The sequence below is a fragment of the Thermus tengchongensis genome, from assembly GCF_021462405.1.
In the GTDB taxonomy this organism is placed as follows: Bacteria; Deinococcota; Deinococci; order Deinococcales; family Thermaceae; genus Thermus; species Thermus tengchongensis.
On sequence record NZ_JAKEDU010000004.1, the window covers coordinates 57,208 to 82,970 of the forward strand.

30 protein-coding genes are annotated in these 25,763 nt (G+C 67.8%); 2 read left to right on the forward strand and 28 right to left on the reverse strand.

Annotation, left to right across the window (positions count from 1 at the left end):
• Positions 1–72 precede the first annotated feature (72 nt).
• The 4 genes from L1087_RS06370 to L1087_RS06385 all read right to left on the reverse strand — a co-directional run bounded on the left by L1087_RS06370 (position 73) and on the right by L1087_RS06385 (position 2,589).
• Positions 73–582, reverse strand: a complete 510-nt coding sequence (locus tag L1087_RS06370) for a YceI family protein (RefSeq protein ID WP_234558160.1) — start codon at positions 580–582, stop codon at positions 73–75.
• On the reverse strand, positions 579–1,091 hold the full coding sequence (locus tag L1087_RS06375; RefSeq protein ID WP_234558161.1) for a flavin reductase family protein: 513 nt from the start codon (positions 1,089–1,091) through the stop codon (positions 579–581). The genes L1087_RS06370 and L1087_RS06375 overlap by 4 nt, the downstream gene beginning before the upstream one ends.
• Positions 1,092–1,094: 3 nt before the next feature.
• On the reverse strand, positions 1,095–1,718 hold the full coding sequence (locus L1087_RS06380; protein WP_234558162.1) for an SDR family NAD(P)-dependent oxidoreductase: 624 nt from the start codon (positions 1,716–1,718) through the stop codon (positions 1,095–1,097).
• A gap of 88 nt (positions 1,719–1,806) precedes the next feature.
• Complete coding sequence (locus tag L1087_RS06385) at positions 1,807–2,589, reverse strand: bacteriorhodopsin (protein WP_234558163.1); 783 nt, start codon at positions 2,587–2,589, stop codon at positions 1,807–1,809.
• 152 nt (positions 2,590–2,741) lie between these two features.
• Between L1087_RS06385 and L1087_RS06390 the strand changes: the two genes are divergently transcribed.
• Positions 2,742–3,509, forward strand: a complete 768-nt coding sequence (locus tag L1087_RS06390; protein WP_234558164.1) for a beta-carotene 15,15'-dioxygenase, Brp/Blh family — start codon at positions 2,742–2,744, stop codon at positions 3,507–3,509.
• Here the strand turns inward: L1087_RS06390 and L1087_RS06395 are convergent.
• Genes L1087_RS06395 through L1087_RS13190 form a run of 3 tightly spaced genes read right to left on the reverse strand, consistent with a single transcriptional unit; the run spans position 3,427 to position 5,333 of the window.
• Positions 3,427–4,875 carry an SDR family oxidoreductase gene (locus tag L1087_RS06395; RefSeq protein WP_234558165.1) on the reverse strand — a complete coding sequence of 483 codons (1,449 nt, stop codon included), beginning with the start codon at positions 4,873–4,875 and terminating at the stop codon, positions 3,427–3,429. The two genes, L1087_RS06390 and L1087_RS06395, sit on opposite strands and share 83 nt — an antisense overlap.
• 9 nt (positions 4,876–4,884) lie before the next feature.
• Positions 4,885–5,235 carry a nucleotidyltransferase domain-containing protein gene (locus L1087_RS06400; protein WP_234558167.1) on the reverse strand — a complete coding sequence of 117 codons (351 nt, stop codon included), beginning with the start codon at positions 5,233–5,235 and terminating at the stop codon, positions 4,885–4,887.
• A complete protein-coding gene (locus tag L1087_RS13190) occupies positions 5,205–5,333 on the reverse strand; it encodes a HEPN domain-containing protein (RefSeq protein WP_267964759.1) in 129 nt (42 codons plus the stop codon). Before L1087_RS13190 ends, L1087_RS06400 begins: the two co-directional genes overlap by 31 nt.
• 134 nt (positions 5,334–5,467) lie before the next feature.
• Here L1087_RS13190 and L1087_RS06405 point away from each other — a divergent pair, with 134 nt between their 5' ends.
• The gene (locus L1087_RS06405) at positions 5,468–6,862 is read left to right on the forward strand and encodes a phytoene desaturase family protein (protein ID WP_234558168.1); all 1,395 of its coding nucleotides are present in this window, start codon (positions 5,468–5,470) and stop codon (positions 6,860–6,862) included.
• Here the strand turns inward: L1087_RS06405 and L1087_RS06410 are convergent.
• From L1087_RS06410 to rsmH, 21 genes are all read right to left on the reverse strand, one after another.
• Positions 6,794–8,152, reverse strand: a complete 1,359-nt coding sequence (locus L1087_RS06410; RefSeq protein WP_234558169.1) for an alpha/beta fold hydrolase — start codon at positions 8,150–8,152, stop codon at positions 6,794–6,796. The genes L1087_RS06405 and L1087_RS06410 overlap by 69 nt on opposite strands.
• A gap of 44 nt (positions 8,153–8,196) precedes the next feature.
• Entirely contained in the window at positions 8,197–9,072 is an 876-nt protein-coding gene (locus L1087_RS06415; RefSeq protein ID WP_234558170.1) for a R2-like ligand-binding oxidase, read from the reverse strand.
• 17 nt (positions 9,073–9,089) lie between these two features.
• Positions 9,090–9,680, reverse strand: coding sequence for a class I SAM-dependent methyltransferase (locus L1087_RS06420; RefSeq protein WP_234558171.1), 591 nt, complete (start codon positions 9,678–9,680; stop codon positions 9,090–9,092).
• 175 nt (positions 9,681–9,855) lie between these two features.
• Positions 9,856–10,521, reverse strand: a complete 666-nt coding sequence (locus L1087_RS06425; RefSeq protein WP_234558172.1) for a DUF4397 domain-containing protein — start codon at positions 10,519–10,521, stop codon at positions 9,856–9,858.
• A gap of 105 nt (positions 10,522–10,626) precedes the next feature.
• Positions 10,627–10,968 carry a DUF6992 family protein gene (locus L1087_RS06430; RefSeq protein WP_234558173.1) on the reverse strand — a complete coding sequence of 114 codons (342 nt, stop codon included), beginning with the start codon at positions 10,966–10,968 and terminating at the stop codon, positions 10,627–10,629.
• Complete coding sequence (locus L1087_RS06435) at positions 10,965–11,504, reverse strand: hypothetical protein (RefSeq protein WP_234558174.1); 540 nt, start codon at positions 11,502–11,504, stop codon at positions 10,965–10,967. Before L1087_RS06435 ends, L1087_RS06430 begins: the two co-directional genes overlap by 4 nt.
• A 109-nt stretch (positions 11,505–11,613) precedes the next feature.
• Positions 11,614–12,114, reverse strand: coding sequence for a crossover junction endodeoxyribonuclease RuvC (locus L1087_RS06440; protein ID WP_038042241.1), 501 nt, complete (start codon positions 12,112–12,114; stop codon positions 11,614–11,616).
• 12 nt (positions 12,115–12,126) lie between these two features.
• Entirely contained in the window at positions 12,127–13,182 is a 1,056-nt protein-coding gene (gene ftsZ / locus L1087_RS06445; protein ID WP_038042243.1) for a cell division protein FtsZ, read from the reverse strand.
• A gap of 25 nt (positions 13,183–13,207) precedes the next feature.
• On the reverse strand, positions 13,208–14,452 hold the full coding sequence (gene ftsA / locus L1087_RS06450; protein WP_038042244.1) for a cell division protein FtsA: 1,245 nt from the start codon (positions 14,450–14,452) through the stop codon (positions 13,208–13,210).
• On the reverse strand, positions 14,449–15,033 hold the full coding sequence (locus L1087_RS06455; RefSeq protein WP_038042245.1) for an FtsQ-type POTRA domain-containing protein: 585 nt from the start codon (positions 15,031–15,033) through the stop codon (positions 14,449–14,451). The genes ftsA and L1087_RS06455 overlap by 4 nt, the downstream gene beginning before the upstream one ends.
• 33 nt (positions 15,034–15,066) lie before the next feature.
• Positions 15,067–15,864, reverse strand: coding sequence for a UDP-N-acetylmuramate dehydrogenase (locus L1087_RS06460; protein ID WP_234558175.1), 798 nt, complete (start codon positions 15,862–15,864; stop codon positions 15,067–15,069).
• Positions 15,854–17,194 (reverse strand): UDP-N-acetylmuramate--L-alanine ligase, encoded by a 1,341-nt coding sequence (gene murC / locus L1087_RS06465; RefSeq protein WP_234558176.1) that lies wholly within the window; start codon positions 17,192–17,194, stop codon positions 15,854–15,856. The genes L1087_RS06460 and murC overlap by 11 nt, the downstream gene beginning before the upstream one ends.
• On the reverse strand, positions 17,191–18,210 hold the full coding sequence (locus tag L1087_RS06470; protein ID WP_234558177.1) for a UDP-N-acetylglucosamine--N-acetylmuramyl-(pentapeptide) pyrophosphoryl-undecaprenol N-acetylglucosamine transferase: 1,020 nt from the start codon (positions 18,208–18,210) through the stop codon (positions 17,191–17,193). Before L1087_RS06470 ends, murC begins: the two co-directional genes overlap by 4 nt.
• A complete protein-coding gene (locus L1087_RS06475; RefSeq protein ID WP_234558178.1) occupies positions 18,198–19,256 on the reverse strand; it encodes an FtsW/RodA/SpoVE family cell cycle protein in 1,059 nt (352 codons plus the stop codon). Before L1087_RS06475 ends, L1087_RS06470 begins: the two co-directional genes overlap by 13 nt.
• A complete protein-coding gene (locus L1087_RS06480) occupies positions 19,235–20,488 on the reverse strand; it encodes a Mur ligase family protein (RefSeq protein ID WP_234558180.1) in 1,254 nt (417 codons plus the stop codon). The genes L1087_RS06475 and L1087_RS06480 overlap by 22 nt, the downstream gene beginning before the upstream one ends.
• The gene (locus L1087_RS06485; RefSeq protein ID WP_234558182.1) at positions 20,485–21,342 is read right to left on the reverse strand and encodes a phospho-N-acetylmuramoyl-pentapeptide-transferase; all 858 of its coding nucleotides are present in this window, start codon (positions 21,340–21,342) and stop codon (positions 20,485–20,487) included. Before L1087_RS06485 ends, L1087_RS06480 begins: the two co-directional genes overlap by 4 nt.
• Complete coding sequence (locus L1087_RS06490) at positions 21,333–22,040, reverse strand: hypothetical protein (RefSeq protein ID WP_234558184.1); 708 nt, start codon at positions 22,038–22,040, stop codon at positions 21,333–21,335. Before L1087_RS06490 ends, L1087_RS06485 begins: the two co-directional genes overlap by 10 nt.
• Positions 22,028–23,338 (reverse strand): UDP-N-acetylmuramoyl-tripeptide--D-alanyl-D-alanine ligase, encoded by a 1,311-nt coding sequence (locus L1087_RS06495; protein ID WP_234558185.1) that lies wholly within the window; start codon positions 23,336–23,338, stop codon positions 22,028–22,030. The genes L1087_RS06490 and L1087_RS06495 overlap by 13 nt, the downstream gene beginning before the upstream one ends.
• Complete coding sequence (locus tag L1087_RS06500; protein WP_234558279.1) at positions 23,322–24,641, reverse strand: peptidoglycan D,D-transpeptidase FtsI family protein; 1,320 nt, start codon at positions 24,639–24,641, stop codon at positions 23,322–23,324. The genes L1087_RS06495 and L1087_RS06500 overlap by 17 nt, the downstream gene beginning before the upstream one ends.
• Complete coding sequence (locus L1087_RS06505; protein ID WP_135260308.1) at positions 24,638–24,901, reverse strand: hypothetical protein; 264 nt, start codon at positions 24,899–24,901, stop codon at positions 24,638–24,640. The genes L1087_RS06500 and L1087_RS06505 overlap by 4 nt, the downstream gene beginning before the upstream one ends.
• The gene (gene rsmH, locus L1087_RS06510; protein ID WP_234558186.1) at positions 24,901–25,761 is read right to left on the reverse strand and encodes a 16S rRNA (cytosine(1402)-N(4))-methyltransferase RsmH; all 861 of its coding nucleotides are present in this window, start codon (positions 25,759–25,761) and stop codon (positions 24,901–24,903) included. Before rsmH ends, L1087_RS06505 begins: the two co-directional genes overlap by 1 nt.
• Positions 25,762–25,763 lie beyond the last annotated feature (2 nt).

The following is a 25,763-nucleotide window of genomic DNA, read 5'->3' on the forward strand; positions in this document are numbered from 1 at the left end:
GGGAGGCCAGGCGGAGGGTGTGGTTGGTGCTGGCCTTTAGGGTCAGGTTCTCGCAGGGGTAGCCCAGGCGGATCACCGCCGCACCTCCGCCTCCAGGTAGACCTCCACCTCGTCCCGCACCTCCAGGAAGAGGAAGCGGGGGCGTTCCAGGCCCCAGTCGGAGAAGCGGGTGCGGAAGGCGCCCCGGAAGCGGCCCCTTTCGGGCGGGCCCAGGAGCTCGCCTTCAATGCGCACCGGCAGGCGCCTGCCCACCAGTTCCAGCTCCCCCTCCACCACGAAGCGGCTCCCCTCGTGGCGGGCCCTTTGGGGGTAGAGGCAGGCCTGAGGGTAGCTCTTGGCCTTGAGGATCTCCAGGGCCTTCTTGTCCCGCTCGGCTACCCCGGAGTCCCAGGCGGCCTGCTCCAGGCAGACCCGGCCCGAGGCCTGCTCGCCATTCCAAAAGACCTCCCCCCGGGCGGTGGGGTTCCTGCCCTCCCAGCTCCCCAGGGGGTAGAAGCCCCGGTACCGGGCCTCCCCCTCCACCCGGTAGGGGGCCTGGGCCAGGGCCAACAGGGGGAGGAGGAAGGGGAGAAGCCGCCTCACGGCCTATACCTCCAGCGCTCCCCTAGGGTGGCGAAGTCGCGGAAGCCCAGGAAGAGGATGGGCCGCTCCTTGGCCTCCTGGGAGCCTTCCACGTGGACCACCTCCCCCAGGAAGAGGGCGTGGTCGCCTTCTAGGGGAAGCTCGCTCACCTTGAGCTCGTACACCGCTAGGGTCCCTTCCGGTACCTGGGTATGCTCCAGTTTCCTCGCCGGGCGCAGGGCTACCCCCAGCCTTTCCGCCTTGCGCACCTTCCGCCCCGAGAGGTAGCCGGAGCGCACCACCCAGCCCCGGGCCTCCCAGGGGAGGAAGGCGAGGGCGGCTTCCCCCAGCTCCCGCAGGAGGGTGAGGGTGTGGTTTTCCCGGTCCATGGCGAAGAGGAAGCGGAAGGGCTTTTTGGACACTGGGGTCCACCAGGCCAGGGGCATGAAGTTCTCCCCCACGCACAAGAGGGCCAGGCGCATGGGGTAGAAGAAGGCCCGGTAGGGGGCTTGAGGGGTTTCCTGCTCCATGGCCTAAAGCTCCAACACCTCAGGGGGAGGTTCCCGGAGGACGCCCTCCAGCACCCGCCTGGCCGCCTCCTCGGGGGCCAGGGCTCCCTTGGGGGGGCCGCCCAGGGGGGTCCAAAGCCCCGTGGCCACCGCCGGCAGGCGCACCAGGACGAGTTGCACGCCCTGGCGCCGGAGCTCCTTCCGGGCCGTCTCCACATAGGCCTCGAGGGCCCCCTTGGCCGCGGCGTAGGCCCCAAAGCCCGGCACCCGCACGTAGGCGGGGTAGGCCCCGAAGAAGACCGCTCGGGCTCCTTGGCGAAAGTGGGCGTGCTTTAGGACAAAACTGGCGGTCAGGAAGTGGCTTGTGAGCATTCCTTCCAGGGCATCCCGGCTTACTTCCCGCACCCCGGCTCTGCCCGCCTTGCCCACGGCGTGGACCAGGAGGTCCAGGGGGCCCGCCTCTTCCAAGAGGGCTTTGGCCTCCAGTTCGTCGGAGAGGTCGGCGGGAAGGGCGCGGCCTCCCACTTCCGCGGCCAGCGCCCGGAGGGCTTCCGCCCGGCGGGCCGAAAGGAGGAGCTCTTCCCCCCGCAGCAGGCGGGCCAAGGCGCTTCCCAGGCCTCCCGTGGCTCCCAGGATCAGAACCCGCATGCTTGGAAGCTACCCCTTTCCCCAAGGGGGGTTTGTAGTCCAAAAAGAAGTGGGCCCGAGGGGCCCGGGCGGGCTTGCCCAGCTGGATTCAAGCGGCCTTCACCTCCGCTCCGAAGCCCTCCTCGAGGCTCTTCGCCCGGGCGATGGCGAAGATCAGGAGGCCGTAGACGGGCTTGGCGATCAGGTCGGCTAGGCTGTACCCAATCTGGATGGCCACCTCCTGGGCCGCTCCTCCCGGGAGCCAGGTGCCCAGGGCGTAGGCGATGGGATAGAAGCCCCAGGACATGAGGAGGACATACCGGGTGGCGTTGAGGAGCTCCAGGACCCTAGCCCCGAACTTGGCCTCCCGTATGGCCTGGCCCAGCTCCACCCAGAGCACGTAGAGGATGTAGAAGAAGGGGATGGAGGAAAGCGCGCCCCAAAGCGTCCTGGGCCCAGGTTCGGTGTTCACCTCTCCCACGTACCCGAGCCCCAGCATGAGCACCGACGCCACCACCAGCTTGATCCCCAGGTTCCAGGTGCGGGCGGCGGAAAGCCCCAGGACCAGGATGAGCTCCAGGAGGAGCAGGGGTACCGTCAGGAGCCAGTCGGCGTAGCGGTAGAAGTCGTTGAAGGGCTTGCCGGTGGGCACGTAGACCCCGTCCGCCAGCTGGTAGGCCCCCACCCAGCTCTCGAAGATGCGCAGGTAGTGGTAGCCGGCGATGAAGACAATGAGGGCCGAGAGGTACAAGGCGATGTGGTAGCGCTGGGCCACATAGCTCCTCGCCAGGAGGAAGAAGACGAAGGCGGCTAGCATCCCGGCGATGGTCAGGGAGAGCATGTTGAAGACCAGCCAGTACTGTCCGAAGGTGAGTTCTGGCATTTCGCGCATGGCTTACCTCCTTCAGGGGCAAGCCCGCCCCCGTGCGGGTCAAGTCCATTAAAAGTCCCAAGGTTCCCCGGGTGTGTAACCTGGACAACTCTTGGACAAGAGCTTTCTGTGGGCTACAGAAAGCGGAAAAGACCTGTGAAGATTATGAGAACATGCCCAGCCTCTACCTGCTCCCCCTCGTCCTCCTCCCCGAGGGGTGGGCCCTGGCCCTCCTCCTCCTGTCCGCCCTGGTCCTCGGCCTGCCCCACGGGGCGGCGGACCTCTTGGTGGCCCGCAGGCTCGGTTGGCCCCTCCTCCCCTTCGTGGGCCTTTACCTCCTCCTGGCGCTTTTACCTCTGGCCCTGCTCCTCTTCTACCCCCAGGCGGGCCTTCTGGCCTTTCTCCTCCTGGCCCTCCTGCACTGGGGCCGGGTGGAGGGCAAGGGCCCTTTAGGCTACCTGCGGGCAGGGACGGTCCTCCTCTTCCCCTTCCTCCTCCACGGAGAGCGCATTGCCCCCTTCCTGCAGGCCTTTGTGGGGGGCTTTGCCCTGCCCCCCTGGGCAGCCCTCTTTCTCTTGGCCGGCCTCTTCCTCTGGGCCTTGCGGCAAGGCGCGTCCCCGAGGCTTTGGGGGGACACGGCCCTCCTCGCCCTGGTGGCCGCCCTAGCCCACCCCTACGCCGCCCTGGCCGGGTACTTCCTCCTGCAGCACAGCCTGGACAGCCTGCGCCTCGTGGGCGTGAGGGGAAGGGACTGGCTTCCCGTATACGGGGCCACCTTCGGGGCTATCCTCCTGGCCTTGGCCCTCTACCCCGCCTTCCGGGACCCCCTGGCCGCCTACATGGCGGCGGTCTTCGCCCTCACCCTGCCCCACGCCCTGGCGATGGAGGCTTGGCTAAGGCGCCCTCTGCCTCCCGCACGATGGCCCGCGCCAGGTCGCTGAAGATGCGGCGGTGGAGGGGGTAGAGGAGCCACCAGTAGAGGAAGCCGGTGAGGCCCACGGGCTCGAAGTAGGCGGTCTGCACCAGCCGGGCCCCCTCCCCCTCGGGAAGGGCCTGCCACTCCAGCCAGGCCTTGCCCGGCAGGCGCATCTCCGCCCGCAGGCGCAAAAGCCTCCCCGGCTCTACCCGCTCCACCCGCCAGAAGTCCACCGCCTCCCCCGGGAGGAGCTCCTGCGGGTGGCGCCGTCCCCGCCTCAGGCCCGGGCCCCCCACCATCCGGTCCAGGAGGCCCCGCAGGGCCCAGGCCCAGCTCCAGACGAGCCAGCCGCGCTCTCCTCCGAGGCTGGTGAAGACCCGGAAGAGGGCCTCGGGGGTAGCCTTCGCCCGCAGGCTCCGCACCTCGCGGATAACGCCTTCCCGGTCCTCCAGGAAGTAGGCCCGCCCATGGAGGGCCCCCGACCAGCGGGTCTCCACCTCGCCTAGGGCGATGCGCCTTAGGGCCAGGGCCACCGCCTCCTTGTAGGGGAGGGGCCGCACCTCCGGGAAAAGGGCCTGGGCCTTTTGGGTGTCCGCCACCAGGGGGTGGAGGATGCCCTCCACCAGGGGGAGGGCCAGGCGGTTGGGGATGGGGGTCACTAGGCCCACCCACAGGGCGGCCAGCCTGGGGGCCAGCACGGGCACGGGGAGGATGAGGCGCCTGAGCCCCCGCACCCGGGCGTAGGCCTCCATCATGCCCTTGAAGGTGAGGGGTGGCGCCCCGATCTCCACCACCCCCGCAGGCCCCCGGGAGAGGGCCAGGAGGAGGTAGGCGAGCACGTCCCGGATGGCGATGGGGGAGACGGGGTTCAAGACCCAGCGGGGGGCCACCATGACGGGCAGGCGCTCGGTGAGGTAGCGGACCATTTCAAAGCTGGCCGAGCCTGAGCCCACGATGGGCCCGGCGCGGAACTCCGTGGCGGGCAGGTGGGCCCTCAGGATCTCCCCCACCCGGGCGCGGCTTTGCAGGTGGGGGGAGGGCCTTCCTTCCTTGGGCAGGAGCCCGCCCAGATAGATCACGTGCCGCAGGCCCACTTCCTGGGCCACCTGGGCGAAGACTCGGGCTTGGCGCTCCTCAGCCTTTTGGAACTCCCTTTCAGAGAGCATGGCGTGGACCAGGTAATAGGCGGCCTCCACCCCTAGGAGGGCTTGGTGGAGAGCCTGGGGGTCCTCGAGGCTCCCCCGCACCACCTCCACCTGCCCCGCCCAGGGGCGGCCCTCCAGGCGGGAGGGGTCCCGTACCAGGACCCGCACCCGGTGCCCCGCCTCCAGGAGGCGGGGGACCAGCCTCCCCCCCACGTACCCCGTGGCCCCGGTGACCAGGACGTGCATGCCCCTAGCCTAGGGGTTTGGGCCTTGGGGCAGGGTGGCCGGGGAGGGGGTTTGCAGCAGGACGATCCCTTCCCGGGCCGCCTCCCCCACCACCCCGACCTCCCCTTGCCGGGCCGCCCATTCCTCCGGGGTAAGGGCCACGTACTCCACGTGGCGGAGGGGCAGGGCGCGGTGGAGAAGAAGGAGCCTTTCCAGGTGGTCCATGCCCCGAAAGGCCGGGGAGACCACCAGGAGGTCCCAGTCGCTGTCCAACTGGGCCTCTCCCCGGGCCCGGGAACCGAAGAGCAGGGCCAGGGCGATGGGCAGGGGGGCCTGGGCTAGGGCTTCCCTCAGCTTTGCCCAACCGACCTCTCCGCCCATGTGAGCACCTCCTCCGCCGCCTGCAGGCGGGCTTCCGCCTGGGCCCTGCCGTAAAGCCGGGCAGGCAGGGTGCCGGCGGCGTCCGGGTAGCGGTTCACCTTGGAGGAGCACCCGGGCAGTGGTCAGGTCCTCGCGGGCCTGCGCCAGGAGCCGTTCCGCCTCGAGCCGCATCCCTTACCCATCTTAGCCTGGGCCAAGGTCGGCCTGCCCCCTTCCAGATAGCCTGGGTCCCGTGCGTGCGGTGGTGGTGGGGGCGGGGATCGGGGGGCTGGTGGCGGCCAGGCTCCTCCAGGGGGCGGGCCTGGAGGTGGTGGTCCTCGAGGCCCACACCTACCCCGGGGGCCTGGCGGGGGACTTCTGGCACCGGGGCCACCGCTTCCCCGCGGGGGCCACCCTCCTCTCGGGCTTCGCCTCTGGGGGGCCCCTGGCCCTCCTGGAAGGCCTCCTAGCCCTGCGCTTCCCCGTGGAGCCTTACCCAGAGGGCTTCCCTCTGATGGAGGTGGTCCTCCCCCGGGGGAGGCTCCTCCGCCCCGTGGGGCGGGAGGCGGAGCGGGAAGCCCAGGGGGACTTCTTCGGGCCCAAGGTCCTCCCCTTCTGGCGCTGGCAGGGGGAGCGGGCCGATAGGCTCAAGGCCCTGGCCCCCAGGCTCCCCTGGCCCCCGGAGAGGGAGGAGATCCCCGCCCTCCTCCGCCTTTTCCCCGAGCTTCTCCCCTTGCTTCCCGATCTCTTCCGCCGGGCCTCCCGCCTAGCCCCGGAAGACTCCGATTTCCGCCTCTTCCTCCGGGCCCAGCTCCTCATCGCCGCCCAGACGGAAGACCCCTACGCCCTCTACGCCGCCTTGGCCCTGGACCTGCCCCACCTGGGACCGGCGCGGGTGCCGGGCGGGGTGGGAGGGGTGGCCCGGGCGTTGGCGGAGGGCCTGGGGGTGCGCTACCGGGCCCGGGCCACCCGGCTCCTCCTGCGGGAGGGGCGGGCCTACGGGGTGGAGGTGGCCTATGGGGGGAGAAGGCGGGGGGAGAAGGAGGTGGTCTTCGGGGACTTTTTCCTCCTCAATGTGCCTCCTGAGCCCCTCCTGGGCCTTCCCCAGCGAACGCCCAAGGATGCCTGGGGGGCCTTCGCCCTTTACGGGGTTCTGCCCTTCCGGGTGGACCCTCCCTTTTACCGGCAAAACGCCCGGGAGCGGCCCTTCGCCTTCCTCTCCCTTTTTCCGGAAGGGGAGAGGACCGTCTTCTCCCTCTCCCTCCACACCCCCCTGGCCCCCTGGGAGGGCCTCGAGGCGGAGGCCTACCGGGCCCTTAAGGCTCACTGGCAGGAGAGGGCCCTGGCCCTGGGGGAGGAGCTCCTCCCTGGCCTCAGGGAAGCTGAGCTCCTTTTCGCCGCTACCCCCCGCACCTACCGCCGCTTCGCCGGGCGGGCCTGGGTGGGGGGGTACCCCCAGACCCACCCCTTCCGCTTCCCCCGGGTGCGCCTCTTTCCCAACGTCTTTCGGGTGGGGGAGGGGATCTTCCCCGGGCAGAGCGTCCCCGCGGCGGCCCTTTCCGGCCTGCGGGCGGCGCGGCTAATCTTGCGGGCCCTGGGCCTGGAGGCCTTCCAGAGGGGGGTGCCCGAGCCCCTCGGGCGCGGCTAACTTGCTACGGGAGGCCCTGGGGCCGGGGAGTAGGAGGCCTTCCACGTACTCCCGGAGGGCCCGGGCGGTGCGCCCCTCCCTTTCCGTGAGGAGGTCCAGGTGGGTGAGGCCGGGGAGGACCTGGGCCCGGGTGGGGGTGCGGGGGAAGGTTTCCGCCAGGCGGAAGCCCTCCGGGCGGGCCACAAGCCCCCGCCCCGCCCCCAGGGCCAGGACGGGGTAGGGGAGGGGCCTTGGCCTCAGGTCCGGGGCCACCAGGGGGTAGGCCGCCACCTCCAGGAGGAGGCGGTAGGGGAAGTACCACTCGGAAAACCCGGTCTCGGGCCGGGCGAAGGCCCGGAGGAAGGCCCTGGGGTCCGTGGCCTCCCCGGTGTCCCGCCACTCGATGATCCGCCCCCGGGGGCCCCGCACGGTGAGGACGAGCCGCCCTTGCAGGAGTCCCAAAAGGCTGAGCCCTTCCCGGGCCCAGGCCCGGCCCACGCTCACGCTGAAGGCGGGGAAGAGGCTGTAGTGGTCGTCCACCCGCAGGAGGGCCCTCGCCTCCCGGGTGGCCCGGTAGGGGCCGTAGGGCACGGGCTCCAGGGGGCGCTTTGCCGCCAGGAAGGCCTCCGCCTCCGCCAGGGCGAGGTCCCGCGGCCCCAGGAAGGGGAGGCGGAAGACGGGGTCGGCCCGTCCCTGGAGGAGGTCCTCCAGGCCGGGGAGGCGGCCGAAGGGGGTGGAGGCCCCCCGCGCCAGGGTTTCCCGGTCCACCTCCTGGCCTAGGGCCTCCTGGGGGAGGCGCAGGCTCCCGTCCAGGAGGACGAGGCCCTTTAGCCTTTCCCCGTGGCGGAAGGCGTATAGGGTGGCAAGGCTCGCTCCCAAGGAGTGGCCCGCCAGGACCACGGGGGCCCTTTGCCGGGCGGCCTCCACCGCCAGGTCCAGGTCCTTCAGGTGCACCTCCAGCCCCCAGGAACGCAGAGGGGTGAGGTCTGGCTCGGGGAGATCCCGGTAGTAGGCCGTAGGGTCTTGCGTGAGGAAGCCCCGGCGGTCTTCCAAGCCGTTGGCCCGCCGCTCCCAGGCCCAGACCTCCAGCCAAGGGGCTTCCCGCCTTAGGTGCTCTGCCAGGAGGGCGAAGTTGGTGCTCCCGCCCAGGAGGCCCGGCACCAGGAGGAGGACCGCCTTGGGAGCCTCCGCCTCGTAGACCAGGGCGTAGCTTCGGTCCAACTGCGGGTAGCCGGTTTGGGCTCCCGGTAGGGATCGGTATTCCTGGCCGAAGGCCAGAAGGAGGAATAAGGGGACCACCCCCGCCCTCATAGGGAGAATTTCCCCTAGACGGAGAGCACTTGCCAGGGCCTGGGCTACAGGTCTTCCAAGGCCGCGGTCCCTTCGGCTCGTGCCTTTTCCAAAAGGCGCATCCGGGCCTGGAACTGGCCTGAGGCGTAAGCGAAAAACTCCTCCGGTGAGAGGCCCAAGGGGGCCCCCTCCGGGTAGGCAGCGAAGAGCTCCCCCACCACCCCCATCGCTTCGGGGAGGAGGAGGGCCAGCCGGCCTTCCACCCTCCTCCAAAGCCCGGGGTGTTCCCCCAGGTGGCGGGAGATCAGGTAGAGGCCGTAGGCGATGTGGCGACTCTCGTCCCTCTGGACGTTGCGGATGCCCGCCAAGGTTCCCGGCATAGCCTGGCCGGCCGCTTCCAGCCGTTCCGTCAGCCGGTAGAAGCCCTGGTAGCCCGTTTCCGCCAGCACGCCCTCCACCACCACGTTGTAGGTGAGGGCGGCTTCCACCTGGGCCTCGGGACTTCCGTCCTGCCAGAGCCGTTCCATGCTCTCCGGCAAGATTTCCTGGAAGATCCGGCGGTAGTGGGGGCCGTGGTACCGGGCCAGGTTCCCCTTCTGCCCTCCCACCTCCGCCAGGAAGCGGGCGAAGAACTCCACGTGCTTGGCCTCTTCCAAGAGGAAGGTGGTGAGGTACATCTCCTCCTCCACCCGTCCCTCCCGGGCCACCGCCTGGAGGAGGGGCAGGAGGTCCAGGGTCACCGCCTCCTCCCCTCCTAAGAAAAGGCTGGCCAGGCGCAACACCAGGTCCTGGCCCTCAGGGGGCAGGTTTTGGAAGGTGGCGCGGTCCTGCTGGAAGTCCAGGGTGGCTGGGTCCCAAAAGAGCCGCTTGGCCTTCTGGTAAAGGCGCAGGGGAAACTCCTCCCGAAGGCCCCTTTCCACCGTGTGGAAGCCGGTGCGCATGCGTGCCTCCTTCGTCTTCAGCTTACCTCGGCCCGTAGGAGGCCGAGGGCACCGAACCGCTCCAGATGGGGACGGAACCCCGCCCTTTCCAGGAGGTGCAGGAGCTCTTCCTCCTTGGGGCGGAAGAGGCCGAAAGTGGCTCCTGGCCCCAAGAGGAGCATGCCAAAAAGCCGCCCTCCAGGCCGGAGTACCCGGCGGGCCTCCTGGGCGGCCCTCAGGGGGTCCCAGAACTCGTTCCAGGTGGGGCCCATGGCCACCCCCCCGAAAGCCCCCGTCCGAAAGGGGAGGTGTTCCCCATGGCCCAGGAGGTAGGCCCCAGGCCGCCGCCTCCGGGCCACCCGGAGGAAGGCGGGGGAGGGGTCCAGGCCCACCGCACCATTCCCTAGCGCCTCCCAGTAGACCCCGGTGCCTGTGCCCACGTCCAAAAAGGGTCCCCCGGTGGGCAGGAGCCATTCCCGTAGGCGGGCGAGCTCCTCCGCATGGGAAAGCTTTTTCCCGGAGAGAAGGCCCGTGGAGCGCCGTCGCCAGGCGTCGTAGAGGAGGGGAATGGGGGGCAAGCGGTTCGCCAGCCAGAGGTGGGGCCGTTCCCGCCCGGCCCGCAGGTCCAAGAAGCCCCCCGGAAGGGGTAGCGGGCCCCGCAACCGAGGCAACGGGCCTCCCCCCCCCACTTCCAAGGGCCCTTGGCAGCGGGGGCAGGCCAGGAGGGGGAGGAGCCAGGGGGGAAGGGATACCACGGCAACAAGGGAGGCCCCCCGGAGGGCCCGGGGGGCCGGCAGCCTTTCCTCAGCGGTTCCCGCCCAAAGCGGCCGCATCCACCACGGGCACCACGGTGAGGGTGCCCGCCTGGACGCTGCCCACCGCGAAGACGGTGTAGGTCTTGCCGCTTTCCAGCACCACCCCGGGAAGCTCCAGGGCCACGGTGGTGGTGCCCGCCACCCGGACCTCGAGGTCATACCGCCCTGCGGGCACCACCAGGTACTGGCCGGCCCGGGGGAAGGGCAGGTTGCTGAAGAGCACCGGGCCGCCTTTCACCGCCACGTCCACCGCTGGGGCGTCGGGGGAGGTATGCACCACCCTCACCCGAGCGTAGCCCGCCCGGGGGAAGAGTCCGGCCAAAGCGTCCGTGTAAACTTGGGGCCGAATTTGGGCCAGGAAGCCGGTGGCGGCCACGGTGTAGTAGATCCCCTCCCGCAGGTCCAGCTCCGCGTCGATCACCACCGGGGCGTCCTGCCCCGCGGGCACCACCTGCACCCGCACCCGGGCGGCGGGCAGGGCCAGGTAAGGGGTCACCTCCTTGAAGGCCAGCCCCGTGATGGCCCGCTGCCCGTTCACCAGGATGTCCACCGCCGGGGCGTCGGGGGAAAGATGGGCCACCCGTACCATCGCCCCTTGGGCCAGAGCCAAACCGCCCACCGCCAGCGCCAACAGCAAACCGAAAAACTTTTTCATGCTTTCACCTCCCAGGGCCAGCATAGGGGCGGTTGGTTTGTAAAACTTTTGTCTAGCCTACGAATAGACTGTGAGCAACTTAGCAACTTTTGGACAGCAGGGTTTTCAAGGAAGGGTACGCAGGGCGTGCCCCAGGTCGAAGATCAGGAGGAACCCCCCCTGCACCAGGATGGCCAGGCCGAAGTCCCGGTGCTGGGGCTTCCGGCCCCGGGGGAGGAGAAGGGTTCCCCCTAGGAGGTAGAGGACGTCCAGCCCTGCGTTGAGGAGGAGGATCTCCCGCAGGTTTCCCGGGGCCTCCCGCCCCAGGGAGTAGAGACCCAGGGCCCCATCCACCAGGCCCCAGGCCCCATTCATGAAGAAGAAGCCCCGCCAGAAGGGGTGTTGCGCCCACCACAGGCCGAGGAGGGCTGCCCCCAGGGAGAGGAGGCCCGAGGCCAGGGCGGTCATCGGCAGCGGTTGAACCGGGGGATGGCGGCCAGGCCCTCGAGGCTCCCCCCCGGTACCTCCCGCCCGTCCAGGGAGAGGAGGTAGTACCCCTCTCCCATTCCCGCCTCCACCGCCAAGAGGTACGTGCCTCCCCGCAACTCCACCTCCAGGCGGGGCCCCCGCCGGGCCTCCAGCCCGTGGCCCCGGTAGGGGGTCCAGGCCACCGCTTCCCGCCTCAGGCCCCCCCACCCCGGGGGCAGGGGAAGGGGGGCCTCCCCTCCGAGCCCCTGCCCCAGGAGCCAAAGGACGGGGCGGAAGTCCTCAGGGCAGCCCCCGCCCACGAAGAGGGAAGCCCTCAAGGGGAAGCCCTCCGGAACCTCAAGGCGGAAGAAGGCCCACTCCCCGGGCCCCAGGCGGCCCAAGAGGGCCTGGGCCACCTCGGGGCGGGCCACGGGGTAGGCGGCCTCGGGACTCGGGGAGCCGGGGTTCCAAAAGGGCTGGTGGGCCAGGGCCAAGAGGCTGCTCAGGACCAGGGTTCCAAAGAGGCGCTTGACCATGGGCCCAGCCTAACCCCAGCCCCGGGGCCAGAGGGTGGCCTGGGCCCCAGGGGCCGGGGAGGGGGCCCCGGCGAAGGGGCACCCAGGGCCTCCGCCAGGGGAAGGGGGTTCAGAGGGGCTTGGCCGCCTCGAGGCGGGCGTAAAAGGCGTGGGTCAGGGCGATGGCCAAGGCGTCCGCCAGGTGGCTGGGCTTGGGGGCTTCCTTAAGGCCCAGCATCCCCCGCACCATGAGGGCCACCTCCTCCTTGGGGGCGTGGCCGTGTCCGGCCAGGGCCTGCTTCACCTGCATGGGGCCGTAGGCAAAGACCGGCACCCCCGCCTCAAAGGCCGCCACCAGCACCGCCCCCAGGGCCCAGCCCACCTTGTAGGCCAGCTCGTTCTGCCGGTAGAAGTACTGCTCCTCCACCGCCAGGGCCTCCGGGCAAAAGCGGAGGAGGGCCTCCTTCACCCGGGCGTGGATCCGCCCCACCCGTTCCTGGGCGGGCTCCTTGTGGGAGGTCTTCACCACCTCCCCGTGGAGGAGGCGGGCTTTGAGGGTTCCCTTGGGCTCCACCTCCACTACTCCCAGGCCCAGGTGGGTGATGCCGGGGTCTATGCCCAAAACCACCATACCCTGGGGGCTCTAGTTGCCCTTTCTGGGGGGGTAGTCCGCATCCCCATAGCGGATAAAGGCGGGGATGTCAAAGTTGTAGAGATCGGCATGGGTGGGGAAGTCCACCGGTCTAAGCGGTTTGGGCACCACGGTGCTTTCCCCAAAGCCTGCAGCGATCAGGATCACCCTGAGCTCGTCCTGGGCCCGGTCGTCGTAAGTGACCCCGTAGAGGATGTCCACGTCTTCGTGGCCCGTGGCCTCCCGTACCCGTTCCACCACCTCGGCGGCCTCCATGAGGGAGAGATCCTCGGAGCCCACCACGTTGAGGAGAAGCCGCTTGGCACCCTCAATGGAACGTTCCAGGAGGGGGCTGTGGGTGGCGGTTTTGGCGGCTTCCTCCACGCGGTTTTCGCCCCGTCCCGCACCGATGCCCATAAGCACCTGACCTGCCCCTTCCAAAAGGGTTTTCACGTCGGCGAAGTCCACGTTGATGAGGCCGGGGAGATTGATGACGTCGGTGATGCCCTTGACCCCGTGGTACAGGACCCGGTCGGCGATGAGGAAGGCGTCCTTGAGGCTTACCTTCTTGTCCACCGCGGAGAGGAGGCGGTCGTTTTGCACCACCACCATGGCGTCCACCTTTTCCTTGAGGCGCCGGATGCCCTCTTCCGCCGCCTTTAGGCGCTTGGGGCCTTCGAAGCTGAAGGGACGGGTGACCACGGCCACGGTGAGGGCTCCCAGCCGCTTGGCGATCTCCGCCACCACCGGGGCGCTTCCCGTGCCCGTGCCGCCCCCCATGCCGGCGGTGAGGAAGACCAGATCGGCCCCCTCCAGGGCCTCGGCGATGAGGTCTTCGGTCTCAAGGGCCGCCTTCTCCCCGATCTCGGGGTTGCCGCCAGCCCCCAGGCCCCGGGTGAGCTTCTCCCCCAGCTGGATGCGCACGTCCGCCAAGCTCTTAGCCAGGACCTGAGCGTCGGTGTTGGCGGCGATGAACTCCACCCCCACAAGCCCCGCCTCAATCATGCGGTTCACCGCGTTGTTCCCTGCTCCCCCGAGACCGATGACCTTGATAACCGCTCCTTCCATTTCTGCCTCCTCTCCAAAAATAGAACTAAAACAGGTTATTCAAGATCTCCTTGATCCGTGTCCAAATACTTTCACCCTTAGCTTTTTCCTCACGCTGTCCCCTCCTTTCCCTGGCCCTCCGGGGTTCAGGTGCGGTCTGGGGCAGAGTGGTGGCGTACCGGACCAAGCCCACGGCGGTGGCATGAGCGGGGGTGGCCACCACATCGGTGAGGCCGGAGACCCCATGGGGTTTGCCCACCCGCACCGGGAGCCCGTACTGTTGGCGAGCCAGGAGGTCAAAGCCTCGGAGGAGGGCGCTCCCGCCGGTGAGGATCACCCGGTTGACCTTAATCTCCAAGGGTCCCAAGGCCTCGTCCACCGACTGGCGGGCCAGGTGCAGTATCTCCCGCAGGCGGGGGCGGATGATGCGGGCCAGTTCAGGAGCGGGCACCTCTCCCAAGGATCCGCTTTCCTGGTTGATCTCCAAAACCAACTCGGGATCCGCAAGCTCGGGTAAGGCGGCCCCGTACTTGCGCTTCACCCTTTCCGCTTCCTCGAAGGGGATCTTCAGGAGCTGGGCGATGTCCTGGGTCACGTGATCCCCACCCAGGGGCAGAACGGAGGAGTGGGCCAGACGGCCTTCCCGGAAGACGGCCACATCGGTGGTGCCCCCGCCCACGTCCAGGAGAAGGACGGTCATGTGCTCCTCTTCTGGACCCAAGACCCCTAGGCCGCTGGCCAGGGTCTGGGCCACTAGGGCCTCGATGTCCAGCCCTGCCTCCTCCACCGCCCGCCGCAAGTTGGCCAAGGGCCCCCGGCCCGCGGCCACCAGGTGGACGTCCACCTCGAGGCGCACTCCCGCCATGCCCACGGGGTCACGGATGCCCTCCTGGCCGTCCACCTTGAACTCCAAGGGAAGGGCGTGAAGGAGCTCCAACTCGGCGTCAAAGGGATACGCCTTGGCCTGCTCGATGGCCCGCTCCACATCGGCCGCGCCGATGCTCTGGCCCCGGCGGATGGCGGCCAGGCCATGGCTGGTCACGCTCTTGAGATGGGGTCCTCCTACCCCCAGGAGGACCCGCTCCACTTTGACCCCGGCTACCCTCTCCGCCTGGTGGACGCTTTGGCGGATGGCCTCCGTGGTGCGTTCCAGGTTAACCACCACGCCCCGCTTCAAGCCCTGGGAGGGCACGCTGCCCTCGCCGATGATGTCCAAAACGCCATCGGGGGCCAGTTCCCCGATCACGGTGGTGACCTTGCTGGTGCCGACGTCCAATCCAGCGATAATCATGGGCTTACACTCACCCCCCAAGAGTACAGGTAAACCCTGCCCTTTGGCATACCCAAATGGGCGTATTTTACTAGAAGCTGGGCTTCAGGGGCAAAAACTACGCCCTGAGGTGTTTCCACCCAAAACCCGGCGGGCGTGTAGCGGAGCCGGGTGGCCTTGGGGTAGGCGCGGGCCAGGGCCAGGAGGTCTTGGACGGGCAGGGGGCCTTGGCCCTCCACCCGGGGGCCCTTGGCCATGGGGGCCCCTCCTGGGAGCACGGTCCCGTCCGTGGCCAAGGCGTTGCCGTCTGCCAGGGGGAGGAAGGGCTCACGTTCCCTCAGGATCAGGCGAACCTCTCCTATCCGAGGCTTCTCCAGCCGGGCTTCCGCCACCCAAGGATCCCGCAGAAGGCCTTGGAGGCGGTCAGAGCGAATCCAAAGCCAGGGCTCACCCGCATAGAGCTGGGTGCGGGCGAGGATCTCCTCGGTTTTCAGGTGCCGGTTGCCTATCACCGTGATGTGTTCCACGGGGAAGAGCACCAGGCTGGCCACATATAAGGTGGCGGCGAGGAGCAAGGCCAGCAGAAGCCTCATCCCCCACATCTTAATCTCCCCCTGTGAAAAAGCCACTAAACTTCAAGGCCACACCTCCCACTCCAGCTCCAGGGGCAGTTCTTCCTGGATTCGATTTAGGATTTCCAGCACGTCCCTGGCCGTGGCCTGTCCCAAGTTAACGATAAAGTTTCCATGTTCTAGGGATACCATGGCGTCGCCTATCCTTAGGCCTTTAAACCCCCTCTCGTCAATGAGCCGGCCTGCTGACTGGCCCGGCGGGTTTTTAAAGGCGCAGCCGGCGCTTTTTCGCTTGGGTTGACCTTTTCTGGCGGCGTCCACCTCGGCCATGCGCCGCCTTATCTCCTCCAGAGGGCGTTCTCTCAGTTTCAGGCGGACCCGGGTCACGATGCCCCCTGGGGGAAGCCGGCTTTGGCGGTAGCCGAAGCCCAGTTCCTGGGGGAGGTAGACGTGAAAAGAGCCCTCGTGGAAGATCTCCACCGCCTCGAGGGCATCCGCCATCTCCCCGAACCGGGTTCCCGCATTCATCTTGACCGCACCTCCCACCTGGGCGGGGATGCCGAGGAGACCCTCGAGGCCGGAAAGCCCTTGGCGGGCAGCCTCCTGTACCAAAAGGGGAAGGAGGACCCCCGCTCCCACCCAGCCCCTTAAGTCATAGGTGGCGAACTCCCCTGCAAGGCGGATCACCCTTTCAGGCACCCCCTCGTCCATGACCAGAAGGTTGGAGCCATTCCCCAGGACCCGGTAAGGGGCCTCCGTGGCCTTTAGGAGGTCCTCCTGGGTTTCCACGGTCCAAAGCTCCGCTGGGCCTCCCACCCCTAAGGTGGTGTAGTCCTTAAGGAGCACCCGTTCAACCCTCATGGACGAGCCTCCAGGCGAGCTCCGTCACGTCCCCGGCCCCCAGGGTGAGCCAGAGGTCCTCTGGGGCGGCGGTGGCCCTGGCGTAGGCCAAGGCCTCCTCCTTGTCCAGAAAACGGGCAGCTTTTCCCAGGGCCAGAAGCCGTTCGGCGATCCTTTGGGAAAGGGCTTCGGGGGAGATACCCGCCTTTTCCCCTGCGGTGTACACGGGAAGAACCACCACCTCGTGTGCGGAGGATAGGGCCTCGGCAAAGCCTTCCCAAAGCTCCTGGGTGCGGAGGAGACGGTGGGGCTGGAAGAGCACCCGCACCCGGCGGCCCAGGAGCATGGCGGTGGCTAGGGTGGCCTTCACCTCCGTGGGGTGGTGGGCGTAGTCGTCCACCACCCAGGCGCCCCGTACCTCCCCCACCTTTTGGAACCGACGCCCCACCCCCGGAAAGAGGGCGAGGCCCTGGAGAATGGCCCAAGGCTCCACCCCGAAGCTCAGGGCGGCTAAGGCGGCAGCCAGGGCGTTCTGCACGTTGTGAGCGCCCGGAACTTGGAGCCTGGCCTCCCCCAGGGTCCGGCCTTGGTACACGAGTTGGAAACGGCTCCCCGTGGGGCCAAGCTCAGCTTCCTCGGCCCAAAGGTCCCCTCCCTCCCCGAAAAGCTTCCTGGGGAGTCCTTGGGAAAGCCTTAGGAGCCTGGGGTCAAAGGCGGGCACCACCACCGTCTTGGCCCTGCTCAAAAAGCCCCGCATGGCTTTTTCCAACTCCTCCAGGCTTGCGTGGTAGTTGGGGGCCCTTTGCCCGGCGGGGGCGATGTGGTCCGCCTCGAGGTTGGTGGCCACCGCCACCTCCACCTCCACCTCCTGGAAGAGGGGATCGGACTCGTCCACCTCCGCCAGGCGGGGACCGAGGCCGAAGCGGGCGTTTCCAGGTAGGAGGGAAAGCTCGCCCCCGAGGAGCACCCAGGGGTCCAGGTCCGCGGCCAGAAGGATACTGGCCAGCATCCCCGTGGTGGTGGTCTTGCCGTGGGTACCGGTAACCCCCAAGGAGGGTCTTTGCCTTAGCAGATGGGCAAGAAGCTCCATCCTCCTCAGCACCCGCATCCCCTTGCGCCTGGCTTCTTCCACCTCGGGGTGGTCCAAGGGAATGGGGGTGGGAACCACCAGGGTGTCCTCCTCCTGGAGATGGGCAGGATCGTGACCCCTATGGACCGGGACCCCTAGGCTTTCCGCCCGCCGGCCAGGGGCTAGGTCGCACCCGGTTACCCCTATGCCTTCCCCCAGTAGGAGGCGCGCCAAGGCGCTCATGCCCACTCCCTCGAGGCCCATGATGTGTACCCGTTTCATAGGAATTCCTCCAGCCAATCCGCCAGCCGCCCCGCGGCGCCCTCAGGGGAAAGGCGGGCCATACCCTCCTGGTAGGGCTCGGGGCGCGCCAGGATCCTCTCCACCTGCTCGGCCAGCCGGGCCAGATCCCCAAGCTCCACCCCGCCTGCCTTCCGGTAGGCTTGGGCGTTGGCCGCCTGGGCACCTCCGTCCAGGCTGGGGGAAAGGGGAAACAGCAAGGCGGGCAGGCGGTGGTAGGCGGCCTCCGCCAGGGTACCTGCCCCGGCCCGGGCGAGGAGGAGATCCGCGGCGCTCATGGCCAGGGGGGTGTCCACGAAGCCCGCAATCCGGTAGTGGTCTTCTTCCAGATGCCGGTAACGCTCCAGCCAGCGCTCCCCCACCTGGTGAAGGACAGGGAGGCCTAGGGGTTTGAGCAGGGGAGGGAGCTTCTCGTTGAGTTCCAGGCTACCCTGGCTTCCCCCGAGGATGAGGAGCAAGGGCTTGTCCGGGGGGAAGCCCAGCCTGGCCTTGGCCTCGGCCTTGGGGTAGCGCACCTCCCGCACGGGGTAACCGGTGACCCGGGCCTTGCGGGCAAGCCTCGGGGCCAGGGTTACCGGCACGGAGAGGGCCAGGCCCTGGGCCATGGGGGCGAGGAGCCTTATGGCCAGGCCCAGCTTGGCGTTTTGCTCGTGGAGGAGGACGGGAATCCCCTTAAGTTCCCCCACCATGGCCCCGGGAAACCCGGCATACCCCCCGGTGGAGAGGATGGCCCTGGGCCTTTTCCCAACAAGAAGGCGCCAGGCGGCCCCAAGGCCTAGGAGGAGTTTCTGGGCTTCCTTTGGCCTGAAGGCACCTCGGTCCAGCTTACCTGCGGGGATCAAGGCGTGGGGGATAGAGGTTTCGGGGAGGAGGCGGGCCTCGAGGCCCCCTTGGCTTCCCAGGTAGAAGACCTCGAGGCCCCGCTTCCTAAGCTCCTCTGCCACCGCCAAGGCGGGGAAAAGGTGCCCCCCGGTTCCGCCCCCGGTTAGGAGGACCACGGCTCCACCCCCTTCCTGGACGCTTCTCGGGCCAGGCGCATCAGGGCGCCCACGGCGAAGCCGGAAACCAAAAGGGAGCTTCCCCCATAGGAAACCAGGGGGAGCGGTACCCCCGTGACCGGCAGGAATCCCACAGTCACCCCGATGTTCAAAGCAGCCTGCAGGGTGAGGTAAAGGGTAAGGCCCAGGGCCACCAACCCCAAGGGTCCAGGAAGCCTGAGGGCCAGGGAGAGCCCCCGGGTAAAGATCAGAAAAAAGAGCAAGAGCACCATGAACCCTCCTAGCCAGCCGGTGGCGAAGACCACGCTGGCAAAGACCATGTCGTTGTGGGCCTCGGGCAGGTGCGGAAGGTTTCCCGAAGGACCCTGGCCAAGAGGACCGCCCAGGATCAGGGCCTTCTGGGCCTGGAGAACCTGGTAGGCGGTCTGGGAGGGGCTGGCCTCACCCTGAAGGTAATCCACAAAGCCCGTAAAGCGCTCGGACACGTAGCGGAAGCGGGCGAAGTAGATCCCGGAAAAGGGGGCTAGGACCAAGGTCCCTGCCAGGCTCACCATGATGAGCCTTCGCCAGGGTACCCCCGCCAGAATGAAGAGGAGGCCGGCTAGGGTTACCAGGAAGAGGGCGGTGGCGAAGTCGGGTTCTACCAGCACCAACCCTGCGGTGAGGCCCACCAGGGCTGCGGCCCCCACGATGGGGTAGTCGTTTCCCTTCCGCCCCACAAAGGAGGCCAGGTAGTAGACCAGCACCACCTTGGCGAGTTCCGAGGGTTGGAAGGCTAAGGGCCCAAGGTAAAACCACCGCCGCACCTCTCCTGGGCCGCTTCCCACCATGAGGACCAACGCGAGGAGAAGGAAGGTGGCGGCAAGGAGGAGGCGGGCGTGGCGAAGGAGCCTGGCGGGAGGCAGGAGAAGGCCCAGGATCATGGCCCCAAGCGCGGCTCCAATGCGGAGGAGGTGGCTAGGGAGGAGATTGGGCTCTGCCACCCCCACGCCCAGGAGGCCGAAGGCCATGAGGAGAAGGGCGCTTAGGAGGAGGACGGGATCCATGGCTCACCTCCTAGGACGTAGACCGCTTCCCGGAAGGCCTGGGCGCGGTCCCGGTAGTCCCGGAACTGATCGAAGCTGGCGGCCAGGGGAGCCAGGAGGACGCTTCCCCGTTCCAGGCGCTTTAAGGCCTCGGCCACCGCTTGCCGCAGGGCGGCCCGTCCATCGGCCTGGGGGAGGACCACCACCTCCACCCCACCCCCTAAGGCCTCGGCCATCTTGGGGCCATCCCGACCGATGGCCAAAACCACCCGTACCCGGGAAAGGAGGGGGCGAAGGGGCTCGAGGTCAGCTCCCTTGTCCTCCCCGCCCAGGATCCAGGCGATAGGGGCTGGGGCGGCCTCCAGGGCAGCGGCCACCGAGGGAGTGCGGGTGGCGATGGAATCATCGATGAAAACCACCTCCCCCTTCCGGGCAAAGATCTGGAAGCGATGGGGGGGGGAGGGGAGGGTTTTTAAACTTTCTTCGAGAAGATCCGTGTTCAAGGGGCGGCCCAGGAGTTCCAGGTAGGCCCGGGTCGCTTCGAGGGCCGCCCTTTGGTTGGTTTCCCTGGGGGAGTTTCCGGGGGTAAAGGGGTAGAGCCGGGCGGGGGAGGCCAGGGCCGCCCGCCGCACCTTGGGGTCTCCTTCGTTGTAGACCAGGGCGTCCTCAGGGGTTAGGTTCTTGAGGAGGTTCAGCTTGGCTTGGTGGTAGGCCTCCACGCTCCCGTGCCGGTCCAGGTGGTCCACCCCCAGGTTGAGGAGGACCGCCACCCGGGGGCGGAAGACGTGGATCCTTTCCAGCTGGAAGCTGGAGAGCTCGGCCACTACCACCTCGGCCTCGTCCACCACGCTGACCAAGGGGGGATCCACGTTGCCCCCCTCGAGGGCCTTAAGCCCCTGCCCCCTAAGGAGATGGGCGGTGAAGAGGGTGGTGGAGGTCTTGCCGGCGGTGCCGGTGATGCCGATGATGGGGGTGGAAGAGAGGCGGTAGGCCAGCTCCGCTTCCCCAAGGATCAGAGTCCCGCGGGCCTTCAGGGCCTCGAGGTTGGGGTGGGAAAGGGGTACCCCGGGGGCGGCCACCACCTCCGGGTAGTCCCCCTCCAGGTTCCAGTCCGGGGTGAAGCCCAGCCTCAAAGCCTCCTGTACCTCTATCTCCTTGGGCCAGTCGTCGTAGAAGCGGGCGGGAAGTCCCCGCTTCTTCAAGAAGCGCAAAACCCCAAGTCCGCTTCGTCCCAGGCCATAGACCAGGATCATGCTCCTCCCCCAAGGTTGAAGGCCAAGGCCGTGGCCAAGGCGGTGAGGATGGTGAAGCGGAAGACGATTTTGCTTTCCTCCCATCCGGAAAGCTCCAGGTGGTGGTGCAAGGGGCTCATGCGCAGAAGGCGCTTCCCCGTCCTCCGGAAGTAGAGGACCTGAACCACCACGGAGAGCACCTCCAGTACGGGGATGATGCCGGCCAGGGGGAGAAGCCAAAGCTTTCCCGTAAGGGTGAAAAGCCCGGCCAGCATGGCCCCCAGGGCCTGGCTTCCCGTGTCCCCCATGAAGACCTTGGCCCGGGGGGCGTTGTGCCAGAGGAAGCCCAGGAGAGCCCCCAGGAGGGTTTGGGCAATGGGGTAAGGGTAAAAGGGAAGGAGGAGCACGGCGGCCACGCTGGCTAAAAGCCCATCCAGGCCATCCGTGAGGTTGAAGGCATTGGCCGCACCCACCACCGCCAGAAGGACGAGGAGCACATCCGCGAGGGGCCAGGGGGTGTAGGCCACCTGCCGCACCGCCCAAAGAGCGAAGATCAAGGCCATTAGGGTCTGTAGGGCGAGTTTTTCGCGGGCCCTTAGGGGCCGGGCGAGGCTGCCCCCCAGGTCGTCCAAAAGCCCCAGGAGGGCGAAGCCCAGGCCCAGGAGCCAAAGGCCGGCGAACCCGTCCCGCCCTATCAGGCTGTAGGCCAGAAAACCCGCTAGGAGGAAGGCCACGCCCCCCATGCTGGGGGTACCCTGTTTGGCCAGATGGTTTTGGGGTCCGTCGGCACGGACCTTCTTGCCCAGGCCCAGGCTTCTCATGAACACGATCCAGACCGCAGTGAGAAACCAGGAGAAGAGAAGGGCTAGGGCCATACCACCTCCTTGCAGGAAACCACCCGTTGGCCTGGGGTAAGGTAGATGGCTTCTCCCCAAGCGGCGAAGTCTTGGGCTTCCGCCACCGGTTTGGCTCCCTCGGGCCGCACCAGGTAGACCCAGCCCTCCATGAGGGCCACCACCCCGCAGGCCCCGGCCTGGGCTTTGCGGACAACCTGGGGCAGGGGGAGGAGGAGGCCTTCCGGGTAAAAGTAGGCTTCCTGGCCCAGGGCCACCACCCCGGTGTCCAAGGCCACCACCTGGGAGAAAGCCCCTGGGCGGAGCAGGGTGGTTTCCCGGTAAAGCCCCTTTTCTCCTACCCAGAAGAGCCCTTCTTGGCCCCAGGCGGCGTCCCGGGCAGGGTAGGGGAGAAACCCTTCCTCCGTGTACACGCCTTCTCCTAGCCCCACCACCACCTTCCCTGAAGAGGCCCTAAGAAATCGCGGGGTGCCCGGTAGGGGAAGGCTTTGCCAATGGCCATCCCGGTAGATGAGAAGCTGGTACGGGTAGGCGGCGTAGAGGCTTTGCTGGTCAGCATCCAGCAAGAGGGGAGCCCCTGGCAGGGCCACGGAGAAGCGGCCCGTCACCCACCCTCCCTCGGCGAAGCCGCCTGGGTAGGGAAGCACAGGGGCAGTGGCCTGGAGGGGAGCACAGGCGCTGAGGAGGGCGAGAAGGGGCAGGGCGTTCAAGCGTCCCATAGCTCCAGAATCCTCTCCAGGCCCACGCTCCTGGAGGCCTTCAGGTAGACCAGGTCCCCAGGCTGAACCCGTTCCTTGAGCCAACCTATGGCTTCCTGGAGGCTTTCCACCGCTTCCCCGCCTAAGGAGGCCTGGGCCTTGGCGTAGGGGCCCAGGTACAGGGGTTTAAGGCCCAACCGGGCTGCTTCCTTGGCCACTTCCAGGTGAAGCCTTAGGGCCTCCTCCCCCAGTTCCCGCATCTCCCCCAAGACCACCCACTTCCTGCCGGGTTGCTGGGCCAGCCAGGCCAAGCCCGCTTTCACCGAGAGGGGATTGGCGTTGTAGGCGTCGTTCAAGAACGCCACCCCACCCTTTTCCCGCCGCTCCATCCGTCCTGGGGGAAGCACCAGATGGGCTAGCCTTTCCGCCACTTCCTTGGGATCTAGGCCCAGCATCTCCGCCACCCCCAAGGCGGCCAAGGCGGCCAGGGCCGGGCCCATGCCGGGGTAGGGGATATGGACCTCGAGGGCCCCATAGCGGAAGTGGCTTTCGTGAAGGAGAAGCCTCAGATCCTCTCCCCGGAAAGTGGCCTCGCCAAAGCCGTAAGTGGGGAGGTCCCGGCCAAGGCCAAAGCGCTCCAGGACCTCGGCCGCCTGGAGGCTCACCAGGGCCTGGGGGGCGGACAGCAGGCCTGCTTCCTCCTCCACCACTCCCTGGAGGCTGCCGAAGGCTTCCAGGTGTTCCTCTCCCAAGGCGGTGAGCACCGCAAGGTGGGGCTTGGCCAGGCCCATGAGTTCAGCCATTTCCCCCACCCGGTCCACCCCCAGTTCCACCACGCACCCAGGGGCCTTGGGGTCAAGCCCCAGGAAGAAGCGGGCCAGGGGAGGGGCAGTGTTCTGGTTCCCCTGGGGTGCGGGAAAGCCGAGGGCCTGGGCGATGGCCTCCTTGGTGGTGGTTTTGCCGGAGCTTCCCCCCACGGCCACCACCGTTCCCGGAAAAAGGTCCCTTAACCTTTCTCCCAGAGCCAAAAGGGCCCGGTAGGTGTCCCTCACCTCCACCGTGGCCGGTCCGGGTTGGTCGGAAAGGACCAGGTGGGCTCCCTTGGCCCGGGCTTCGTCCGCGTAGGCCCGCCCATGGACCCGCTTCCCGGGCAGGGCCACGAAGAGGCTGCCGGGGGTGGTCTCGCGACTATCCCAGTGGAGGTCGCGCACGGGTTTTCCCCCAGGGTAAAGCCTTCCCCCGGTGGCCCTGGCCACCCACTCCGGCGTTACTTCCCTAATATGACCAACATACACAAGCCACTCACCGCCCTTCAGCATAGGGGGGTATGCCCCGGTACGCCAAGAGCCCGGCGGCCACCTCCCGGAAGATGGGGGCGGCCACCAGGCTACCGTGGATCTCCCCTTTGGGATGGTGGACAGCCACCACCACGGTGTAGAGGGGTTCATCCCCGGGCACGAAGCCGGCAAACCAAGCGGTGAAGACTTCCTGGGAATACCTTCCGTTTACCACCACCTGGGCGGTTCCGGTCTTACCTGCCAAGGGGTACCCTGCCAGGGAGGCTCGGGGAGCAAGGCCTTCCTGGAGGGCTCGGCGGATGGCCCTGGCGGTGGTAGGGGAGAAGACCCGCTCCGGCTGGCCTTCTTGCTGGGCGAAGAGCCTGGGTGGGCGGTAGAGGCCGTCCACCAGGGTGTTGAAGGCAGCGGTGAGGTGAAGGGGAGTGATGAGGAAACCCTGGCCGAAGGTGTGGTTGGCGTAGGCGGCGGAGCTCCAGGTACGGGGAGGGGTAGCGATTGGGCTAGCCACCCTAACCCCGGGCAGGGGGGTGGGGTCAGTGAGGTGTAGGCGTTCCATATAACGGTAAAACACCTGCTTGGGCAGGGCCTCGGCCAGCAGGCTGATGCCCACGTTGGAGGAGTAGCGAAGCACCTCGGCCAGGGTGAGGACGGAAGGGTGGGGAATCACGTCCCGGATGGTCCATCCGTCCACCACGCGTCGCATGGGGGCTTCCACGCGGGTGGTGAGGCTGGCTACTCCTTCCTCCAGGAGCATGGCCGCGGTGAGGGCCTTCATGGTGGAGCCCGGCTCCAGGGGTACCAGAAAGGCGTGGTTCCGCCAGGAGATGTCCCGGTTGGGATCCCCCCTGGGGGCTAGAGGATCAAAGGCTGGCCCGTTGGCCACGGCCCTGAGGTTGCCTTCCCGGTCCATGACCAGCAGGGTGCCAAAGGCTCCCCGGCTTCGTGCCAGGCCTTCCCAGAGGGCCTTCTCCGCTAGGGCCTGGATCCAGGGGTCCAGGGTGAGGGTGAAGGAGCGGCCCGCCTCCAGGGCCCCGTTCAAATCCCGTTCCAGCCCCTCAAGCCCCTTTCCCGTGCCCCGTTCTCCGAAGCCCAGGAGCTGGCTGGCGCTTTTGCCCAAGGGGTAGTAGCGCCCTCCCTTTAGGTCCAGGGCCAAGGGGGTGCCATCCTGGGCGTACAGGGTGCCTCGAGGGGGAGCAGCGGGAGGCAGGGGAGCGGAGAGCCTTGGAGGGTGGGCGATCAGGCTGTAAAGGCCCAAGCCGAAGAGGGCCAGCCAGAGGGCGAACCCCAGAAAAACCCAGGAGACCCGGCTTACCCCTGCGGTCACTCCGCCCACCTCCCTTGGCTCATGGGCACGAAGCCCTTTTCCTTGGCCCAGGAGAGCACCCGGTGGGGCTCGGTGGCCTGCCACCTTTCCTTGAGCAAGGTTTCCTCCCGGGCTTTTAACCTGGCGAGTTCCGCCTTTATCTCGGCCAGGTGCGCCTTCTCCATTTGGTTGCGGTGGCCCACGGCGAAGACAAAAAGGAGGGCTAGGAGGTAGAGGAGGCCGAAGCGAAGGGTTGTGCCCAGGCTTCCCTGGCGGTGCATCAGGCCACCTCCTTCTCCGCCGCCCTGAGCTTGGCGCTACGGGACCTGGGGTTCTTCGCCACCTCCTCTGGGCTTGGGGTGATGGGCTTCTTGGTGAGCACCTTAAGGCTGCTTTCCTTCAGGAAGCGCTTCACCACGCGGTCTTCCAGGGAATGAAAAGTGATGATCAAAAGCCTTCCCCCAGGAGCCAGGACCTCCTCGGCTTGCCTAAGGAACTCTTCCAGGGCACCTAGCTCGTCGTTCACGTACATCCGGATGGCCTGGAAGGTTTTACGGGCGGGGTGGCCCGCCTTGCGGAAGCCCACCGCCCGTCGCACCACCTCGGCGAGCTCCAAGGTGGTGCGGATGGGGGCTTTCCGCCTTCTCTCCACAATGGCCTTGGCGATGCGATGGGCCTCTTTCTCCTCCCCCAGGTCCCGCAGGATCCGCCGGAGGTCTTCCAAGGAAAGGGTGTTGACCACCTCGTAGGCGGTGGGGCCCTCCTCTCCCATGCGCATGTCTAAGGGGCCTTCCCTTTGGTAGCTGAAGCCCCGCTTGGGATCCTCCAGGTGGAAGCTGCTTACCCCTAGATCCGCCAGGATGCCCGCCACCTGGCTAACCCCGGCCTCCTGGAGGACCTCCTTTAGATGGCGGAAGTTCCGCTGAAAAACCCTGAGCCCAGGGAGTCCCAGGGCCCTCGCCCGGGCCACGGCCTCGGGGTCCTGGTCCAGGCCGATGACCAGGCCTCCGCGTTCCAGGATGCCCTTGGTGTGCCCAGCCCCCCCCAGGGTAGCGTCCACGTACACCTGCCCCGGGCGTACTCGCAAGAGGTTTAGAACTTCTTCGTAAAGAACGGGAATGTGCTCGGTAATGACGTCCATAG

Bases quoted from the DNA above. Each gene is read 5' to 3' on its own strand.
- L1087_RS06375 (WP_234558161.1), bottom strand. From the start codon at position 1,091: ATGGAGCAGGAAACCCCTCAAGCCCCCTACCGGGCCTTCTTCTACCCC.
- L1087_RS06380 (WP_234558162.1), bottom strand. From the start codon at position 1,718: ATGCGGGTTCTGATCCTGGGAGCCACGGGAGGCCTGGGAAGCGCCTTG.
- L1087_RS06385 (WP_234558163.1), bottom strand. From the start codon at position 2,589: ATGCGCGAAATGCCAGAACTCACCTTCGGACAGTACTGGCTGGTCTTC.
- L1087_RS06390 (WP_234558164.1), top strand. From the start codon at position 2,742: ATGCCCAGCCTCTACCTGCTCCCCCTCGTCCTCCTCCCCGAGGGGTGG.
- L1087_RS06395 (WP_234558165.1), bottom strand. From the start codon at position 4,875: ATGCACGTCCTGGTCACCGGGGCCACGGGGTACGTGGGGGGGAGGCTG.
- L1087_RS06400 (WP_234558167.1), bottom strand. From the start codon at position 5,235: ATGGGCGGAGAGGTCGGTTGGGCAAAGCTGAGGGAAGCCCTAGCCCAG.
- L1087_RS06410 (WP_234558169.1), bottom strand. From the start codon at position 8,152: ATGAGGGCGGGGGTGGTCCCCTTATTCCTCCTTCTGGCCTTCGGCCAG.
- L1087_RS06415 (WP_234558170.1), bottom strand. From the start codon at position 9,072: ATGCGCACCGGCTTCCACACGGTGGAAAGGGGCCTTCGGGAGGAGTTT.
- L1087_RS06425 (WP_234558172.1), bottom strand. From the start codon at position 10,521: ATGAAAAAGTTTTTCGGTTTGCTGTTGGCGCTGGCGGTGGGCGGTTTG.
- L1087_RS06430 (WP_234558173.1), bottom strand. From the start codon at position 10,968: ATGACCGCCCTGGCCTCGGGCCTCCTCTCCCTGGGGGCAGCCCTCCTC.
- L1087_RS06435 (WP_234558174.1), bottom strand. From the start codon at position 11,504: ATGGTCAAGCGCCTCTTTGGAACCCTGGTCCTGAGCAGCCTCTTGGCC.
- L1087_RS06440 (WP_038042241.1), bottom strand. From the start codon at position 12,114: ATGGTGGTTTTGGGCATAGACCCCGGCATCACCCACCTGGGCCTGGGA.
- ftsZ (WP_038042243.1), bottom strand. From the start codon at position 13,182: ATGGAAGGAGCGGTTATCAAGGTCATCGGTCTCGGGGGAGCAGGGAAC.
- ftsA (WP_038042244.1), bottom strand. From the start codon at position 14,452: ATGATTATCGCTGGATTGGACGTCGGCACCAGCAAGGTCACCACCGTG.
- L1087_RS06455 (WP_038042245.1), bottom strand. From the start codon at position 15,033: ATGTGGGGGATGAGGCTTCTGCTGGCCTTGCTCCTCGCCGCCACCTTA.
- L1087_RS06460 (WP_234558175.1), bottom strand. From the start codon at position 15,864: ATGAGGGTTGAACGGGTGCTCCTTAAGGACTACACCACCTTAGGGGTG.
- murC (WP_234558176.1), bottom strand. From the start codon at position 17,194: ATGAAACGGGTACACATCATGGGCCTCGAGGGAGTGGGCATGAGCGCC.
- L1087_RS06475 (WP_234558178.1), bottom strand. From the start codon at position 19,256: ATGGATCCCGTCCTCCTCCTAAGCGCCCTTCTCCTCATGGCCTTCGGC.
- L1087_RS06480 (WP_234558180.1), bottom strand. From the start codon at position 20,488: ATGATCCTGGTCTATGGCCTGGGACGAAGCGGACTTGGGGTTTTGCGC.
- L1087_RS06485 (WP_234558182.1), bottom strand. From the start codon at position 21,342: ATGGCCCTAGCCCTTCTCTTCTCCTGGTTTCTCACTGCGGTCTGGATC.
- L1087_RS06490 (WP_234558184.1), bottom strand. From the start codon at position 22,040: ATGGGACGCTTGAACGCCCTGCCCCTTCTCGCCCTCCTCAGCGCCTGT.
- L1087_RS06495 (WP_234558185.1), bottom strand. From the start codon at position 23,338: ATGCTGAAGGGCGGTGAGTGGCTTGTGTATGTTGGTCATATTAGGGAA.
- L1087_RS06505 (WP_135260308.1), bottom strand. From the start codon at position 24,901: ATGCACCGCCAGGGAAGCCTGGGCACAACCCTTCGCTTCGGCCTCCTC.
- rsmH (WP_234558186.1), bottom strand. From the start codon at position 25,761: ATGGACGTCATTACCGAGCACATTCCCGTTCTTTACGAAGAAGTTCTA.